Source organism: Glycomyces rhizosphaerae, from assembly GCF_042647865.1.
Classification (GTDB): Bacteria; Actinomycetota; Actinomycetes; order Mycobacteriales; family Micromonosporaceae; genus Glycomyces; species Glycomyces rhizosphaerae.
The window spans coordinates 56,635-72,474 of sequence record NZ_JBHRWO010000005.1 but is presented as its reverse complement, the minus strand read 5'-3'; the positions used below and the strand labels follow the sequence as shown (position 1 = coordinate 72,474).

General features: G+C 71.0%; 12 protein-coding genes and 1 pseudogene. 5 read left to right on the top strand and 8 right to left on the bottom strand.

Annotation, left to right across the window (positions count from 1 at the left end; genetic code table 11):
• Positions 1–52 precede the first annotated feature (52 nt).
• On the top strand, positions 53–964 hold the full coding sequence (locus tag ACFO8M_RS04920; protein WP_387971364.1) for a hypothetical protein: 912 nt from the start codon (positions 53–55) through the stop codon (positions 962–964).
• On the opposite strand, the gene ACFO8M_RS04915 is transcribed toward ACFO8M_RS04920, so the two are convergent.
• The 5 genes from ACFO8M_RS04915 to ACFO8M_RS04895 form a co-directional block, all read right to left on the bottom strand.
• Complete coding sequence (locus tag ACFO8M_RS04915) at positions 952–1,668, bottom strand: helix-turn-helix domain-containing protein (RefSeq protein ID WP_387971684.1); 717 nt, start codon at positions 1,666–1,668, stop codon at positions 952–954. The genes ACFO8M_RS04920 and ACFO8M_RS04915 overlap by 13 nt on opposite strands.
• A gap of 72 nt (positions 1,669–1,740) precedes the next feature.
• A complete protein-coding gene (locus ACFO8M_RS04910; RefSeq protein ID WP_387971361.1) occupies positions 1,741–2,640 on the bottom strand; it encodes an alpha/beta fold hydrolase in 900 nt (299 codons plus the stop codon).
• 180 nt (positions 2,641–2,820) lie between these two features.
• Positions 2,821–4,572 carry an ABC transporter ATP-binding protein gene (locus ACFO8M_RS04905; RefSeq protein ID WP_387971358.1) on the bottom strand — a complete coding sequence of 584 codons (1,752 nt, stop codon included), beginning with the start codon at positions 4,570–4,572 and terminating at the stop codon, positions 2,821–2,823.
• The gene (locus ACFO8M_RS04900; RefSeq protein WP_387971355.1) at positions 4,572–6,257 is read right to left on the bottom strand and encodes an ABC transporter transmembrane domain-containing protein; all 1,686 of its coding nucleotides are present in this window, start codon (positions 6,255–6,257) and stop codon (positions 4,572–4,574) included. The genes ACFO8M_RS04905 and ACFO8M_RS04900 overlap by 1 nt, the downstream gene beginning before the upstream one ends.
• Before the next feature lie 136 nt (positions 6,258–6,393).
• Positions 6,394–8,160, bottom strand: coding sequence for a thioredoxin domain-containing protein (locus tag ACFO8M_RS04895; RefSeq protein ID WP_387971352.1), 1,767 nt, complete (start codon positions 8,158–8,160; stop codon positions 6,394–6,396).
• A gap of 145 nt (positions 8,161–8,305) precedes the next feature.
• Here ACFO8M_RS04895 and ACFO8M_RS04890 point away from each other — a divergent pair.
• Positions 8,306–8,890: pseudogene (locus ACFO8M_RS04890) on the top strand (DUF998 domain-containing protein); the annotation flags it as partial.
• Positions 8,891–8,962: 72 nt separating this feature from the next.
• Here ACFO8M_RS04890 and ACFO8M_RS04885 read toward each other — a convergent pair.
• The 3 genes from ACFO8M_RS04885 to ACFO8M_RS04875 form a co-directional block, all read right to left on the bottom strand.
• On the bottom strand, positions 8,963–9,634 hold the full coding sequence (locus tag ACFO8M_RS04885; RefSeq protein WP_387971350.1) for an aggregation-promoting factor C-terminal-like domain-containing protein: 672 nt from the start codon (positions 9,632–9,634) through the stop codon (positions 8,963–8,965).
• Between the two features lie 55 nt (positions 9,635–9,689).
• The gene (locus tag ACFO8M_RS04880) at positions 9,690–10,379 is read right to left on the bottom strand and encodes an aggregation-promoting factor C-terminal-like domain-containing protein (RefSeq protein WP_387971347.1); all 690 of its coding nucleotides are present in this window, start codon (positions 10,377–10,379) and stop codon (positions 9,690–9,692) included.
• A gap of 69 nt (positions 10,380–10,448) precedes the next feature.
• Entirely contained in the window at positions 10,449–11,753 is a 1,305-nt protein-coding gene (locus ACFO8M_RS04875; protein ID WP_387971681.1) for a PhoH family protein, read from the bottom strand.
• Between the two features lie 183 nt (positions 11,754–11,936).
• On the opposite strand from ACFO8M_RS04875, the gene ACFO8M_RS04870 reads away from it, so the two are divergent.
• From ACFO8M_RS04870 to ACFO8M_RS04860, 3 genes are read left to right on the top strand one after another with little or no spacing between them, the layout of a single operon-like run.
• Positions 11,937–12,203, top strand: coding sequence for a hypothetical protein (locus ACFO8M_RS04870; protein WP_387971345.1), 267 nt, complete (start codon positions 11,937–11,939; stop codon positions 12,201–12,203).
• A gap of 22 nt (positions 12,204–12,225) precedes the next feature.
• Complete coding sequence (locus ACFO8M_RS04865) at positions 12,226–13,014, top strand: hypothetical protein (protein ID WP_387971342.1); 789 nt, start codon at positions 12,226–12,228, stop codon at positions 13,012–13,014.
• Positions 13,015–13,016: 2 nt separating this feature from the next.
• Positions 13,017–15,839: an FtsK/SpoIIIE domain-containing protein gene (locus ACFO8M_RS04860; protein WP_387971340.1), complete on the top strand. Its 2,823-nt coding sequence runs from the start codon at positions 13,017–13,019 to the stop codon at positions 15,837–15,839.
• Position 15,840 lies beyond the last annotated feature (1 nt).

Sequence of the window (15,840 nt, the reverse complement as noted above, 5' to 3'; positions counted from 1 at the left end):
GATGTCCGTTCTGTTCAAGACGGGCGAGGGCTCGCGGTTTTAGCGTGGGGTCATGACACGAATCAACGACACCATGATCGAGCGGGCGGCCGAGTTCGTCTGGCTGACCGGGAGCACACTGGACCAGCGCCGCATGGCGTACTGGCTGGGAGAGGGCGACCAGGACGCGGTCCTGGCGGCGCTGGCGGGGCACCGGACTTCCGATGGCGGGTTCGCGTTCGCGATCGAACCCGATGTGAAGGGGCCTGCGCCGCAGCCGCTTTCGGCGATGGCCGCCTTGGAGATCCTCGACGAGGTCGACGCGGTCGACCAGGGCGTCGCCGGGCCGATCTGCGATTGGCTGCTGCGCCATACGGCCGAGGACGGCGGCGTTCCCGATCTGCTCCCGAGCATCGCCGCGTATCCGCGCCCGCCCTGGGTCGAGCCGCCGCCGCAGGACCGAGGCGGGCTGCTCACCACGGCGAGGACAGTAGGCATGCTGCTCGGGCACGGGATCGAGCATCCCTGGGTCACCGGGGCCGCTGCGTTCTGCCGCAAGGCGATCAGCGGGCTCGAGGCCACGCATCCGTACGAGGTCCTCAGCGTGCTTCGCTTCCTCGACCATGCGCCCGACCGGGCCTGGGCCGAGGCCGAGGCGAAGCGGATCGGGGCGCTCGTGCGGGAGGGCGACCTGGTGCTGCTCGACCCGGCGAACCCGGACGGCATCGCCTCGCCTCCCGGGTATGCGGAGGAGGAGTTCACGCATCCGTGCGAGTACGCGGGGGAGCCGGGGAGCCTTGCAGCCCAATGGTTCTCCGAGGGCGAGCTGCGCGTCTCGCTGGACCATCTCGCCTCTGAACAACGCGAGGACGGCGGCTGGCCGATCTACTACCGGCTCTGGAACCCGGCGATCGAGCAGCAGGCCCGGCCCGGGTTCACACTGAAGGCGCTGCGGACGCTGCGCGCCTGGGATCAGGCGCGCTGAGCCGCGAGGTCACGCGGGGTCGCGCCCGACCAGCGCCGCACTTGACGGCTCAGGTGCGCCTGGTCGGCGTAGCCCTGCTCGGCCGCGATGCGGCTCCAGTCCGGTCCGGACTCGGCAGCTTCGAGCGAGCGGCGGAAACGCAGGATCTGCTCCAGGGTCTTCGGCCCGTACCCGGTCGCGGCCTGGACGCGGCGCCGCAGTTGGCGTTCGGAGTAGCCGAGTTCCCAAGCGAGGCTTGCGATCGCGGGCGGGTGGGGACGGTCCAGGGCGTTCGCGACGCCGACCGCGATCCGGTCGGGCTCGTGGATGTCGCAGCGGTCGCCGAGCGCCTCAGCGAGGGTCGAAGCGATCTGCCAGGGTTCCGGCCGCTCGGCGAGGGCTTCGCCGAGTCGCAGGGCCGCTGCGCCCCACAGTTCGCCCAGGTCGGGTTGGGCGTCGGCCACGGCGGTCGCCGGGGTCTCGCCGAGAAGCGGGCGCGCGGCGCCGGGCCGCAGCCGGACGCCGACGATGAGTTCGCCCGGTGCGAGCGGCACTTCGCGGTGAACGGTGTCCGGTCCCGCGATCTCGAGCGCGCCTTGCCGCCAGAGCAGATCGGTGCATCCGTCCGGCACGACCCGCGTGGTGCTCGCTTCGGCCCCAGGTGCGCGGCGGACCCACGCGCAGGGCGACCACGGACGCAGCGGCCCCTGCGGCCGACGCTCCATGTAAATCGGCTGTGCTGCATCCGGCTGCGCTGCCACCGTTCCACGGTAGCGCCGGGGTCCGACAAGAAGTGCTTAGGCGGTGATGGGCACGCGGCGGAGGTCCTCGACGACCGTGGCGTAGGGGAGTTCGTCGAGGCTCTCCTCGGCGAAGAAGCGGGACATGAGGTCGACGAGCTGGGTCGGACGTTCCAGGTGGATGAGGTGGTCGGCCCGGGCCAGTTCGACGTACCAGCTTTCAGGGCAGGTGAACGCGAGCTCGCGGCACAGCTCCGGCGGCGTGAGCGAGTCGTGCTCGCCGGTGGTGAAGAGCGTCGGGACTGCGGGCGGGATCGAAGGGTCGATGAGGTCGCGCGACAGCAGCCGGTTCGTGTTGGCGACGAACTTCGCGAGGTCCGCTTCGTCGGCGCTGCTGAAGCGCATCGAGAGGATGCGGCGGACGACGGCCTTGGAGGCGATGTCGGGGTGCGGGCTCATGAGCGCGTCCACGGCCGCCGGGCCGAAGCGTTCGCGGGGACCGGATTCGGCGAGTGCGACGGCGGCGCGCATCATCGGGCGGGACGCGGCGGGAATGCCGCTCATGGTCCCGGCGAGGACCATGCGGGCGCTCCGCTCGGGGTGGGTCTGCGCCAGCCGGTAGCCCACGGAGGAGCCGTACGAACCCGCGAACACGTTGGCGCGCTTGATGCCCAGGTCGTCGAGCAGCCGCACGAGCGCCTCCGCCGGAATGTCCGGGCCGAGGTAGGTCGGTAGGAGGTCGGCGTCGCCCCAGCCGGGCAGGTCCGGGCAGATGACGTCGGCGAAGGCGAGCAGGCCCTGCTCGACGCGGCCCCAGTCCTCCTTGCGGTGCAGGGCACCGCCGATGAGGACGACGGGGGCGATGCGGGGAGTGTCGGAGAGGGTGCGTCGCGACCAGTAGGTGTAGCCGGCCAGGCGGTGCTTGTAGACCTGAGGGGTGGTGGCGTTGCGCGGCATGGAGGCTCCCGTCCGAGGTTCGCGGCAGCTCGTGGCTGCCGCAGGTACGGGAGATCACCCTAGTATCCGAAATGCGGGTTACTGGTAGTTTGCGGCTCTCATATAGGAATGTCTGTCTTGCGGGTGGAGGAGCAGACGCAAAGGCGGCCCGTGGCACCGCCCCGGGCCGCCCTCGATGTCCTAGGCCGCCACGCCTTTCCAGGCCCTCCACAGGCTCGCGTACGCGCCGCCGGCGTCGAGCAGCTCGGCGTGGCTGCCCTCCTCGGCGATGCGGCCGTCCTGCACCACCGCGATCCGGTCGGCCGATTCGGCCGCCTGGAGCTGGTGCGCGATCGCGATCACGGTGCGGCCGTTCAGGGCCGCCGCGAGCGAGGCCTCCACATTGCCGGCGCTGCCGGGGTCGATGCCCGCGGTGGCCTCGTCGAGGATCACCACGTCGGGGTCGGCGAGGATCACGCGCGCCAGCGCGAGCTGCTGCGCCTCGGCGAGGTTGAGCGGGTGGTGCTCCTCGCCGAGCATCGTGTCCAGGCCCTCGGGAAGGTCCCCGGCCCAGCGGGCGTCGACGGTGGCGAGCGCGTCCAGCAGCGCTTCGTCATCGGCCTCAGGTGCGGCGAGGTTGAGGTTCTCGCGCAGCGTGGCCGTGAAGATGTAGTGCTCCTGAGTCACCAGGATCACCTTGCGGCGCAACGTCTCCAACGGGATGTCGGCGACGTTCGCGCCGCCGAGGGTCACCGATCCGGCGCGGGGCCGGTCGATCCCGGCGACGAGCCGCGCGATCGTGGACTTCCCGGCGCCGGAGGGCCCGACCACGACGAGGCGTTCGCCGCGCCGCGGGTGCAGGCTCAATCCGTGCAGCACATCCGGTCCGTCGCCGTACCCGAAGGTCACGTCGTCCAGGCGCACCTCGGCGCCTTCGGGCGCGGCCTCGCGGACCTCGTCGGGCATGAGGTGCACGCCCTCGACGCGGGCCATCGCGGCCCCGCCCATCTGGAACTCGCTGAGCGACATCATCGACCGGAACACCGGGCCGTCCAGGCGCAGCGTCAGCATCGCGACCGCGACCACCTCGCCCACGGTGACCCAGTCGTTGAGGTACCACAGGCCGCCCACCACGGTGACCACCACGGCCGGGGTCAGGAACGTCAGGTCCGTGGCCGGGAAGAACCACGTCTGGAGCCGCACGATGCCCTTGAGGCGGTCCATGTGCGTGGCCGCCCGCGCATACCCGGCCTCACCGCGCTCCTCCTGCATCCGGTACGCCGCAACGGTTTGCGAGCCCGCGGCCGAGGCGGTCGCGGTCTCGGCGATCTCGCTCATCGCGGCCCGCTCGCTCAGGAACACCGGGCTCGCCAGCCGCAGGTACCGGCGCCCGGCGAAGAACAGCATCGGCATGCCGATCACGAACAGCAGCCCGAGCAGCGGGCTGACCACGAAGGCCGCCACGATGATCACGGTGCCCTCGATCATGGCGACCGCGACCTCCGGCGCGGTCTTGCGCAGCAGCTCCGCGACCGCGCCCACGTCGCCCGACGTGCGGGTGGCGAGGTCCCCGGTCCCGGCGCGCTCCACAGTGCCCAGCGGCAGCCGCAGCACCCGGTCGATGAACGACTCGCGCAGCCGCGCGGCAGCGCGCTCCCCGAGCCGGTAGCCCAGGCGGCGGCCCGTGCGCATGAGCACGAGCTGCAGCACCACGCACGCGGCGATCACGCCGCAGACCAGGTCCACGCGGGACGCGGTCCAGCCGGTGCCGATGCCGTCGATGACCGCGCCGAGCATCACGGGCAGGGCCGCGCCCGCTCCCGCGGCGAGCACGTACAGGGCGACGACGCCCGTGAAAGCGCGGCGGTCGGCCATGACCAGCCGCTTGATCGCCTCGATCATCGCGGCGCGGCCGGCGATCGGCAGGCGGCCGGTGGTCTCGTTGGCACTCATCAGGATTCCTGCCTAGAGGTGAGGGACCGGTATTCGTCTTGGTGCGAGAGGTCGGCGTGGGTGCCGGTGGCGCGGATCTTGCCGTCCACCATCCAGGCCACCTGGTCGGCGCGCGCCAGCCACAGCGGCGAGGCCGTCACGACCGCGGTCGTGCGCCCGGCGCGGGCCGCGGCGACGCGTTCGGCGATGAGCGACTCGGTATGCGCGTCCACTGCCGAAGTCGGCTCGACCGCGAGGAGGATCTCGGCGTCGGCGGCGAGGGCCCGCGCGAGGCGCAGGCGCTGGCGCTGGCCGCCCGAGAGGTTCCGGCCGCCGTTGGTGATCTCCCCGTCGAGCGTCGAACCGAGACTGGAGTGGACGTCGCCGGCGCCGGCGGCCTCGATCGCGGTGAGCGCCTTGGCCTCGTCCACCCGCAGGGTCTCCCCGAGCGTCTGGGCGAACAGGTAGTCGTCGCGCAGGAGCAGCACCCGCTCGCGGACCTCCTCCAACGCGAGGTCGGCCAGGCTCGACGCGCCCCATTTCGCGTCGGACTCGCGGTAGCGGGCCAGGCGCTCCATGGCGGCCTCGGCGGGCTTCGCCTCGGCGCTCACCACGACGGTGAGCCGCCCCGGTTCGACCGCGAGGCCCGACTCCGGGTCGCGCAGCGTGCCCGCCGCACCGGTGGCCGTGCCGTCGTCGGCGATGTCGCTGCGGGTGTTGAAGAACGCGGTCAGCCGCCGCGAGGCCACGGTCGCCGCGATCACGGCCTGGGCCATGCCGATCATCGCTCCGGAGTGCTGCGCGACGAGCGCGGTCATACCGAACGCCGCGGACAGCTCCCCAATAGTGATCGTGCCGTTCAGTGCAAGGCGCGCGCCGACCCACGTGACCGCTGCGATGAGCGCGAGCGGGAGGCTCGCGCGCAGGCCCTGCACCCACGAATCCGCCGTGGCGACGCCGTACCCGGCCTCGCGCAGATCGGCTGAGGCCGCCCGGTACCGCCGCGAGAACTGCTCCTCGCCGCCGACCCCGCGCAGCACGCGAAGCCCGCCGACGACATCGCTTGCCTGCCCGGTGAGGGTCGCCACCGAGGAGCGGTAGGCGATCTGGTGGTGCTGCAGGCGGCTGAGGACCGGCCCGACGACGAACCCGATGAGCAGCACCCCGGTCAGCGTCGTGAGCCCGAGCGCCGGGCTGGCCCGCCACAGCAGGACCGCGCCGACGGCCGTCATGACCAGGCCCATCCAGCCGAAGCCGAGCTGGAAGATGAACGAACCGGTCTTGTGGGCGTCCTCAGTGGAGAGGTTCACCATCTCGCCGGGGGAGATCGCGCCGCGCACGCCCGTCCCGGCCCGGTTCAGGTGGTCGGTCAGGTTCCGCACCGTGCGCACGCGCGCGTGCGACTCGGCCATGAACAACGACCGGTAGCCGGCCACGAACACCCACGAGGACGCGATCGCCACCACCACGAGCACGATCGACCATCGCAGCAGCGGCTCGGCGGTCCCCGCCAGCAGCACCTCGTCGATGATCTTCGAAATCGTCCACGGCAGCAGGATCCAGGCCGCACCTGAGACGCTCAACAGCACGAACCCGACCGTGACCAGGCCGGTCTGCGCGCGGGCGACGTACCAGAGGTACCGCCAGGGATCGGAGGGGATGTCCGAGGGGGACAGGGTGGGAGGACGCAGTGGATTGGGCTTCACAACTCACAAACGTAAGCACGGTGCTTGCCGAGCGGCAAGCAGATTTCCGACGAAGTGCAGTGTGATTCACAACCCGCTGGCCTGCAAGTTCTTGCGTTGCGGCAGTACGGCTCCCGGTCCGGGAAAACGCCCCGGCTCAGTGCTGCGCGCGGACCAGCGCCTCCGCCACCGCGTGCAGTCCCGCCGTGAAACGCGGGTTCGCGCCCATCACCGGCTCGGCCCTCGCCACCGCCCGCCACGCGTCGTCCTTGTACGTCTCATCGCCCGTGACCTGGAACGCCTCGAGCAGCGCGGCCGCCGCCAGCGCCCAACCCGAGGCCGTCGGACCGTCGTGCACGTCCGCCGGACGCGTCACCAGCGCCTCCGCATCGGCCGCCGTGTCGTAGAACCCGCCCTCGTAGTCAGTGAAATGCTCCCGGATCTGCTCGAGCAGACCCTGCGCGCGCGTCGTCCAATCCCCGCCCAGACGCAAGAACCCGAGCGCGACCGCCGCGTAGTCCTCCAGAATCCCCGGCGCCTCCGAGGCCACACCGCCGAGCGAGACCCGCGCCAGACGCCCGTCCCCCCGCACGTGGACCCTCCACAGCACCTCAGCGGCCCGCTCCGCCGCCAGCAGCGAATCCCGGTGGCGCGTGCGCGACGAGTACTCAGCGAGCGCCGCGATCGCCAGACCGTTCCAGGCCGCGACCACCTTGTCGTCGCGCCCCGGCTGCGGACGCCTGCGCCGGGCCGCGAGCAGACGGTGGCGCACCGCCTCCCAGCGGGCACTGTCCTCCGGATCGCGCGGCAGCTCCAGCACGTTCGCGCCGTGCTCGAAGTTCGGATTCGCCGGATCGATCCCGAACGCCGCCGCGGCCCACGCCGCGTCCTCGCCGAGGACCGCCTCCAGCTCCGCCATCGTCCAGGCGTACGTCAAACCCTCCACGCCGTCTGTGTCGGCATCGAACGCCGCCGCGAACGCGCCCTCCCCAGTCGAGAAGCGCTCCAGCAGGAACGCCGCCGTCTCGTCCGCGACCCGCGCGAACAAAGCGCCCTCCCCGTACAGCCGCGCATACAGCCACAGCAGCTCGGCATTGTCGTACAGCATCTTCTCGAAGTGCGGCACCGTCCACGCCGCATCCACGCTGTACCGCGCGAAACCGCCCTCGAGCTGGTCATAGATCCCGCCGCGCGCCATCCGCTCCGCCGTGAGCTTCACATGGTCGAGCAGCGCGGCATCACCGGTGCGCACATACGCGTCGCACAGGAACCGCAGCGCCGGCACACTCGGGAACTTCGGCGCCGAGCCGAACCCGCCGTTCACCGCGTCAGCAGACGCCATCGTCGTGGCCGCCGCCGCATCCAGCATCTCGGTGCGGATCGGCGGCGCCGGCGGGCACGGCCCGTCCAGCGGGCAAGCCACGGTCACATCCGCGAACGCCGGACCGCTCTGCGCGCTCGCCTCCACGATCGCCGCGCCCTGATGCGTCAGCTCCTCCCGCTGCGTCGTCCACGCCGCGTGCACGGCGTCCAGCAGCCGCAGGAAATGCGTCTTGGGGAAATACGTGCCCGCGAAGAACGGCGTCCCGTCCGGGAACGAAAACACCGTCATCGGCCAGCCGCCCTGCCCGGTGATCGCCATCGTCGCCTGCATGTAGACCGCGTCCAGGTCCGGCCGCTCCTCGCGGTCGACCTTCACCGCCACGAAACGACTGTTGATCGCATCCGCGACCGTCTTGTCCTCGAACGACTCATGCGCCATCACATGGCACCAGTGGCACGTCGAATAGCCGATGGAGATCAGCAGCGGCACGTCCCGCTCCGCGGCCTCGGCGAGCGCTTCCGCGCTCCACTGCCGCCACGCCACCGGATTCGCGGCGTGCTGCTGCAGGTAAGGGGACAGGGCTCCAGCCAACTCGTTCACCTCTCAAGCCTCGCACACACCGAAGGTGAAGCGAGCGGGAGCGAGTAGGTAGGGCAGGCGGTACCAACGCGTGGGTGCTGGCTGGGGGAGCGATTCGGGTGCCCGCGTCACTGATTTCAGCACCCGATTTCGCGAGTCTTATTGCATGATCATTCATGCGCCCCTTGGCGACAGTGCCGTCCACAACACTGAGACCACCCTCAAGGGACTGACGACGGCGGGCTTCACCTCGCTCGCCGTCGGCTTCGCCGCGATGGTCGTCCTCCACGCGACCTCCGGCCTCAACCCCGTCGAGGTCGTCATCAGCCTCCACCTCTACACCCCGCTCGGCTGGCTCCTGCCGGTCGCGCTCGTGCTCTTCGGGCTCGGCGCCTGCGCCTTCGCCGCAGTCGCCCGCCGGGTCGCGGCCCCCCGCTGGCTCAGCCCGATGCTCCTGGTCTGGGCCGGCTTCCTCGGCCTCGTGGCCCTCTTCCCGACCGACCCGCCCGGCCTCCCCGAGGTCTCACTGATCTCGGCGATCCACCGCTACGCCGCGTTCTGCGCCTTCAGCACCATGGCCGTCATGGGCCTCGCGTTCGCCCGCTGGGCCCGCGGCACCGAATGCCCCGAGAAGATCCGCAACTCGGTCCTCGCCGCCAGCTGGATCGCCGTCATCGCCTTGACGGCCTGCTCCGCGCCGTACGTGGCGGAGTGGTTCGGCGTGCCTCGCGAACCCGGCGCGTTCGCGGCGGGCCTGCTGCAGCGCACCACGGTGGGCATGGAGCTCGTGGCGCTGGCGTTCGTGGGCGTCTGGCTCAGGGGCTCAGTAGAAGCCCTCGGCCTCGGACTTCGCCCAGGCGTCGCAGGGGGCGTCGTACCGGCGCTCGATGTAGTCGAGGCCCCAGAGGATCTGGGTCACCGGGTTGGTGCGCCAGTCGTCGCCGAACGAGGCCATCTTGTCGCCGGGGTAGGACTGCGGGATGCCGTAGGCGCCGATCGAGTTCTCGGCGAGTTCGTTCCAGCCGGACTCTTTGTCCCACAGGCGTTCCAGACACGCGAACTGCTCCAGGTCGTACCCGGCGTCGAGCGTGAGCGCACAGCCCGTCGCCTTGTTCCCGGTGAACTCGTCGCAGCTGGACGGGATGTCGACTGAGGTCGGGTTGTTGTTCGCGGCGGCGGCTTCCGCGGCCTGATCGGCGTCCTCTTGGGCGTCGTTCAGGCCGTTCGCCTTGTCCGCGGCGTACTCGTAGACGGCCTCGGCCTTGACGGTGACGTCGGCCCCGGCGGTCGCGACGATGTAGTTGAGGTGGTGCTCGCGGGCCTCTTCGTAGGCCGCTTCGGCCTCGGCCTGCTGCTCGGCGGCGGCTTGGCCGGGGTGCTGGGCGTCGATCTTCGCGGGGTCGTCGGTCACGGCGTTGACGGCGATGAGGGCGCCGATCGCGAGCACCAGGAGGGCGGCGATCCGGGCCCCGTAGCGGGTCAGCTTCGGGATCATGGGGCGGCTCCAAAAAAATACCGCCGCCCGGGGGGACCGGGCGGCGGTCGTGCGTCTAGTACCAGCCGTTCTCTTCGGAATGGCCCCAGGCTCCGCAGGGGTCGCCGTAGCGCCCCTCGATGTAGCCCAGGCCCCACTCGATCTGGGTGACCGGGTTCGTCTCCCAGTCAGACCCTTCGCTCTCCATCTTGGAGCCGGGGAGGGCCTGGGGGATGCCGTAGGCGCCGATGCCGTTGGCGGCCAGCTCGTTCCAGCCGGATTCGCGGTCCCACAGGGCGACGAGGCAGCCGACCTGCTCCAAGTCGAAGCCGTGCTCCTGCGCGAGTGCGCAGCCGGTGGCCTTGTTGCCCGAGTACTCGGAGCAGCTGCCGGGGATGTCGACCGAGGTCGGGTTCGAGTTCTCGGCCGCTTCGGCGGCTTCCGCGGCCTCCTGCTCGGCCTCGTCGGCGTCCTTCTGCGCGGAGTCGAGGCCCTCGGCCTTGGTCGACGCGTAGTCGGCGACGGCTTCGGCCTTGACGGTGACGTCGGCGCCGGCGGTCTCGGCAATGTAATTGACGTGCAGGTAGCGGACTTCCTCGTACGCCTCCTCGGCCTCCGCCTGCTGTTCAGCGGCGATCTGGCTGGGGTGTTGGGCGTCGAGCTCCGAGGGGTCGTCGTTCACGGCGTTGACGGCAATGACGGCCCCCAGTGCGAGGACGAGCACGGCGGCGAGCTTCGCGCCGTAGCGGGTCAGCAGTGGGATCATTCGCTCTACTCCTGTGTCCCGGGCGCCTGTGGACAGACGCCCGGGACACAGCATGCCAGAGCAGAATTTCTAGCCTTCGAGCAGGTTGGTGACCATCTCTGCGATCTCAGAACGCTCACTGCGCGTAAGGGTGACGTGGGCGAACAGTGGGTGGCCCTTGAGCACGTCGATCACCGAGGCGACGCCGTCGTGGCGGCCTACCCGCAGGTTGTCGCGCTGCGCGACGTCGTGGGTGAGGACCACTTTGGATCCCTGGCCGATGCGCGAGAGCACCGTCAGGAGCACTCCGCGTTCGAGCGACTGCGCCTCGTCGACGATGACGAAAGCGTCGTGCAGGCTGCGGCCGCGGATGTGGGTCAGCGGCAGTACCTCCAGCAGTCCTCTCTCGAGCACTTCGGAGATGACCACGTCGTTGGTGACCGCCCCCAGAGTGTCGAACACGGCCTGGCCCCACGGGCTCATCTTCTCGCCCTCGGAGCCGGGCAGGTAGCCCAGCTGCTGGCCGCCGACCGCGTACAGCGGGCGGAACACGATGACCTTCTTGAACAGCTCGCGTTCGAGCACCTGCTCCAGCCCGGCGCACAGCGCCATCGCGGACTTGCCGGTGCCGGCCTTGCCTCCGAGGGAGACGATCCCGATCTCCGGATCGAGCAGGAGATCGAGCGCGACCCGCTGCTCGGCCGAGCGGCCGTGGACCCCGAAGGCGTCCCGGCCCCGGATGAGGCGGATCTGCTTGTCGACGGTGACGCGGCCCAGCGCCTTCGAGCTGGAGCCGTTGAGGACGAGCCCGGTGTGGCAGGGCAGTTCGAGGTCGTGCGGGAGGTCGGCTTCGCCGCCGTCGAAGAGCTGATCGATCACTTCGTCGGCGACCGCGAGCTCGGCCATCCCGGACCACGTCGGGTCCACGGCCTGCCCGTGGCGGTACTCCTCAGTGGGGATGCCGACCGCGGAGGCCTTGACCCGCAGCGGCATGTCCTTGGTGACGAGTACGGCATCGGCGCCTTCGAGGGCCAAGGCCCTGGTGACGGCGATGATGCGGGAGTCGTTCGTGTTGACGGCGAATCCGGCCGGCAGGCCGGAGGTGTCGACGTGGTTCAGCTCGACCCGGAAGGAACCGCCATGGTCCCCAACTGCGATCGGCTCATCGAGGCGCCCGTGCCGGATGCGGAGTTCGTCGAGGCGCCTGAGGCACTCCCGGGCGAACCAGCCCAGCTCGGGGTGGTGACGTTTGGCCTCCAACTCGCTGACTACGACGAGTGGAATGACCACGTGGTGTTCGTCGAACCGTGAGAACGCACCAGGGTCTGATAGCAGAACCGAGGTGTCGAGGACGTAAGTGCGTTGCACTGGCACGGTCGCCTCCCGGGTGTCGATGTGAAGGGGAGCGAGCCCCGTTGGTACTCACACTGTAGTTGGGAGGTACGTCACTCCGCCACCGTTAAATGCATCGAAAGCAACACTGGTTGTCACGGGGCAGTCGGAAATCCGACAAAGCAGACACGCCGGGTTAACGTCCGATCACTGAAAGTGGATGTTTTCTCGGTGAGAATGAGCCTTGTGTCCACCGTGAGCGTCGCCGAACTCAAGTCCGCCATCGCCGCCGCCCTCCAGCAGGTCCGCGACGGCCAGGCCGCCATTACCTCCGCCAGTCAGAACATCGAAGCCGCCCAAGGAAGTCTGACCGCCGTCACCGCAGGGTCGGGCCACGACTCGGTCGCCACCGCCCAGGCCGCGCTCGCGCAGGCGGCCGCCGAACTGGAGCAGTCCCTGGCCGCCACGTTCGCCGCCGCCGAGCAGGCCGAGACCTACGCATCGACCCTCTAGACCCTGCAGAACGGAGCCCCCTGTGGACGTCGCCGCCCTCGCCGGGCGCCTCAAGGCCCTGGCCGCCGACCTCCCATTGCCCGCCCTCGACACCGCCGACCAGTGCTTCGAAGCCGCCCAAGCCGAACTGAAGGAGGCCTCGTGGGAGTCGAATGCCGAGATCGGCCTCCACAAGCTCGGCGCCGCCCGCGAACGCCTCGACTCGGCCCGCGTCCGCTTGGGCGAGGCCGCGACCGCGATCGATGACTACCTCGACGGCATCGGCGCCGGAGCCCCCGCGGCTCCAGCTACTGCCGCCCCCAAAGGCAGTGCTCACAAAGGCAATGCGGTCAAGCCGCCGCCGGTGGACCCGCGCCAGTGGTGGACCGACCGCGTCAACGAGCTGTGCGACCGCACCGGCGCGGCCGACCCGCAGCAGGTGCCGCCGACGCGCCTGTTCAACGAGCTGCTCAAAGCCGCCGGTGACGGGAACGCCGAGGCCTACTGCGAGCGCCTGCGTGATGCCGGACCGCAGACCGGCGTGAAACTGCCCGGCCTGGCCTGGCCGCTGGTGCGCACCCTCGCCGCCGAGCACTTGGGACGGACGCCCACCGCGCGCGACGTCTCCGCACTGCGCGACAAGTGCGCCGACAAGGTGCGGTCCCTGGTTCCGAAGGCCGAACCGGACCACGTCGGCGCGGCCCTGGCCTCGGCCTGCACGTTGAGGCGCAATGGCGCGGACGACGAAGGCGACGCGGCCCGGACCGCCGCGATCGGCCCGGCCCTGGTCGCGGCCCTGCACCGGTTGAGCAAGAGCGAGCGGAAGGCCTGACCATGAGCAGCTGGCGGCGACGACTGGTGATGGCCATGGGCGACGAACTCGGGCGCGCCCGCGGCGAGGCCCGATTCCTCGCCGAGAAGACCGCCGCCGAGGCCGAGACCGAGCGGGCCAAGGCCGAGCAGGCGATCACCGACGCGAACCGCAAGCAGGTGCAGCTCAAAGGCATCCACGAGCGGATGCTCGCCACACTCGAAGCGCGCAAAGCCGCTGCGGTGCAAGAGGGCCGTGACGCCGCTCTCGCGGCGGCGTCCGCGGCAGCCCCGGCGGCGGCCGGAACGCCATGGAGCGCATGGAAACCCGAATCGGGCCTGGGCCGTGGTGCAGCCCCGATGCTCCGCATCGGCGACCTCGCGGACTCTGGGGGCCTCCCTCCCTCCCCCTCGCCCACCCGCCCCGCCACCACCACCGTCTTGCCGGCTTCCACCTCGACCGGGCGCGCTCCGGTCGAGAGTGGTGATGCCTCCGGTACCTCCGGAAAGTTCCGGTTTCGTTCCGGTGCAGCGGATGCATCCGCCGGCCACTCCAGTGTGGCAGGGGGGTATGACAATTCAGCACCGTCAGTGACGACAGTCTCACTCCCTGCGCTCGTGCCGTTGCTCGACCGTGCGCATCTGCGGATCGATTCCAATGCGGCCCAAGCACTTCCCGGGCTGCTACTGCGGGCAGTCGGCTCGGTTCCCGCCGGGCTCGTTCGCCTGCACGTCTACGATCCCGAGCGCCTCGGCGGGTCGCTCTCGGCGTTCGCGGCGCTCGGCAAGGCCGGACTGCTCTCGTTCGTCGGGCCCTCAGGTTTGCGCGAAGCGCTCGATTCGCTGGTCGAGACGGTTCGCCGCGTCAACGCCGAAGTGCTTGCGGGCGAACACGCCTCGCTCGCCGAGCTCGCCGCCGCCACCGGGCGGCGGCCCGAGCCCTGGCGGGTGCTCGTGCTCCTCAACGCCGACCTCGCCTCCTGGCCCGCACACGACCAAGCCCAGCTCGCGCGCCTGCGCCGCACCGGCGTCGCCGCCGGAGTGCACCTCGTCGTCATCGGCGACGACACCGCCGGTCCCGCCGACCTGCCGCGCCTCACCGCGACCGCCTACACCGGGCTCCCCGGCGCCACCATCGAATTCGACGTCCCCCCGCCCTTGGGCACCATCACCGCCGCAGCCAAATCGGTCGCCGAGAAGCACAGCGCCGGAAGGGAACCCGCCCGCCTCGTCGACCTCCTCCCGCAGCGTCTCTGGGCCGCCTCCTCCGCGACCGGGCTCCACGCCGCCATCGGCGAGACCGCCGCAGGCGACGTCGCCCGCCTCGCACTCGGCGACAACCCGCCCCACGCGCTCGTCGGCGGGCCCTCCGGCTCCGGCAAGACCAACCTGCTCTACGCGTGGATCGCCGGCCTCGCCTCGAACTACAGCCCCGACGAACTCGCGCTCTACCTCCTCGACTTCAAAGAAGGCGTCTCCTTCGCGCGCTTCGCCTCCGGCCGCCGCGACCCCACCTGGCTCCCGCATGTGCGCCTCGTCGGCGTCAACATCAACGACGACCGCGAATTCGGCCTCGCGCTCCTGCGCCACCTCAAAGACGAGCTGCGCCGCCGCGCCGAGGCCGCCAAAGCCAACGAGGCCACCAAACTCGAAGAGCTCCGCGCCGCCGACCCCGAAGGCCACTGGCCCCGCATCGTCGCCGTCGTCGACGAATTCCAGGTGCTCCTCGAATCCCGCGACGCCGTCACCGACGAAGCCGTCGGGCTCCTCGAAGACCTCGCCCGCCGCGGCCGCAGCCAAGGCATCCACCTCGTCCTCGCCTCCCAGGACATCGCCGGGATCGAGGCCCTCTGGGGCCGGCCCAGCCTCGTCGCCCAGTTCACCCTGCGCATCGCCCTTCCCAAGGCCCGCAGGGTCCTCGCCGAGAACAACCACGCCGCCGACACCGTCGCCCGATTCCACGCCGTCGTCAACGACGAATCCGGCCACACGAACGCCAACAAGATCGTCGCCGTCCCCAACGCCGGGCACGCCGACGCCTGGGAACCGCTCCAGAAACGCCTCTGGGACGCCCGCCCCACCGGCAACGAACCGCCCGCCCTCTTCGACGGCGACCACGTCCCCGAGCTCACCACGACCACACCGCCGCCCGAGACCGCACTCCTCGGCCAGACCATCGACGTCGCCTCCCGCGGCGCCGAACTCGCCCTCCACCGCGCCCCCGGCCGCAACCTCGCCATCCTCGGCACCAGGGCGACCGAAGCCGCCGACATCCTCGCCGCAGCCGCCCTCACCGCCGCAAGGGGCCAGCGCATCGGCGTCGACCTCTGCTGCCTCGAACCCGACGCCGCCTCGTCCGCGCTCGCCCTCGCCGCCGCCCTCGAAACCGAAGGCGCCGAAGTCGACTGGCACGACAACCTCGAACAGGTCTGCAAGGACTGGGACCGCCGCTGCGACGGCACCCTGCGCCTCAACCTGATCTACGCCGTCGACGCCGGGTCCGCCCGCCTCGCCGGCCCCGGGTCGGCCGCCTTGCGCGCCATGCTCATCGACGGCCCCGAACAGCACCTCCACACCCTCGGCTGGTGGCGGTCCGTCCCGCGCCTGCGCGAGGACCTCGGCGGCTTCTCGGCGCGCTTCGACGCCGTCGACGCCTGGCTCGCCCTCGACGTCCAAGGGCCCGAACTCGCCCCGCTCTCGCCCGCCAGCGGCGGCCCCGCCTGGTACCCGCGCGAACGCCGCGGCCTCTACTTCGACCGCGCCCGCCACCGCACCCCGCAGGTCGTCATCCCCTACTCGACCACCGCGCAGCTGCCGCGGCCCGAGGCCGTCCTCGACCTGCCGTAAA

Bases quoted from the DNA above. Each gene is read 5' to 3' on its own strand.
- ACFO8M_RS04885 (WP_387971350.1), bottom strand. From the start codon at position 9,634: ATGATCCCGAAGCTGACCCGCTACGGGGCCCGGATCGCCGCCCTCCTG.
- ACFO8M_RS04920 (WP_387971364.1), top strand. From the start codon at position 53: ATGACACGAATCAACGACACCATGATCGAGCGGGCGGCCGAGTTCGTC.
- ACFO8M_RS04910 (WP_387971361.1), bottom strand. From the start codon at position 2,640: ATGCCGCGCAACGCCACCACCCCTCAGGTCTACAAGCACCGCCTGGCC.
- ACFO8M_RS04905 (WP_387971358.1), bottom strand. From the start codon at position 4,572: ATGAGTGCCAACGAGACCACCGGCCGCCTGCCGATCGCCGGCCGCGCC.
- ACFO8M_RS04880 (WP_387971347.1), bottom strand. From the start codon at position 10,379: ATGATCCCACTGCTGACCCGCTACGGCGCGAAGCTCGCCGCCGTGCTC.
- ACFO8M_RS04915 (WP_387971684.1), bottom strand. From the start codon at position 1,668: ATGGAGCGTCGGCCGCAGGGGCCGCTGCGTCCGTGGTCGCCCTGCGCG.
- ACFO8M_RS04860 (WP_387971340.1), top strand. From the start codon at position 13,017: ATGAGCAGCTGGCGGCGACGACTGGTGATGGCCATGGGCGACGAACTC.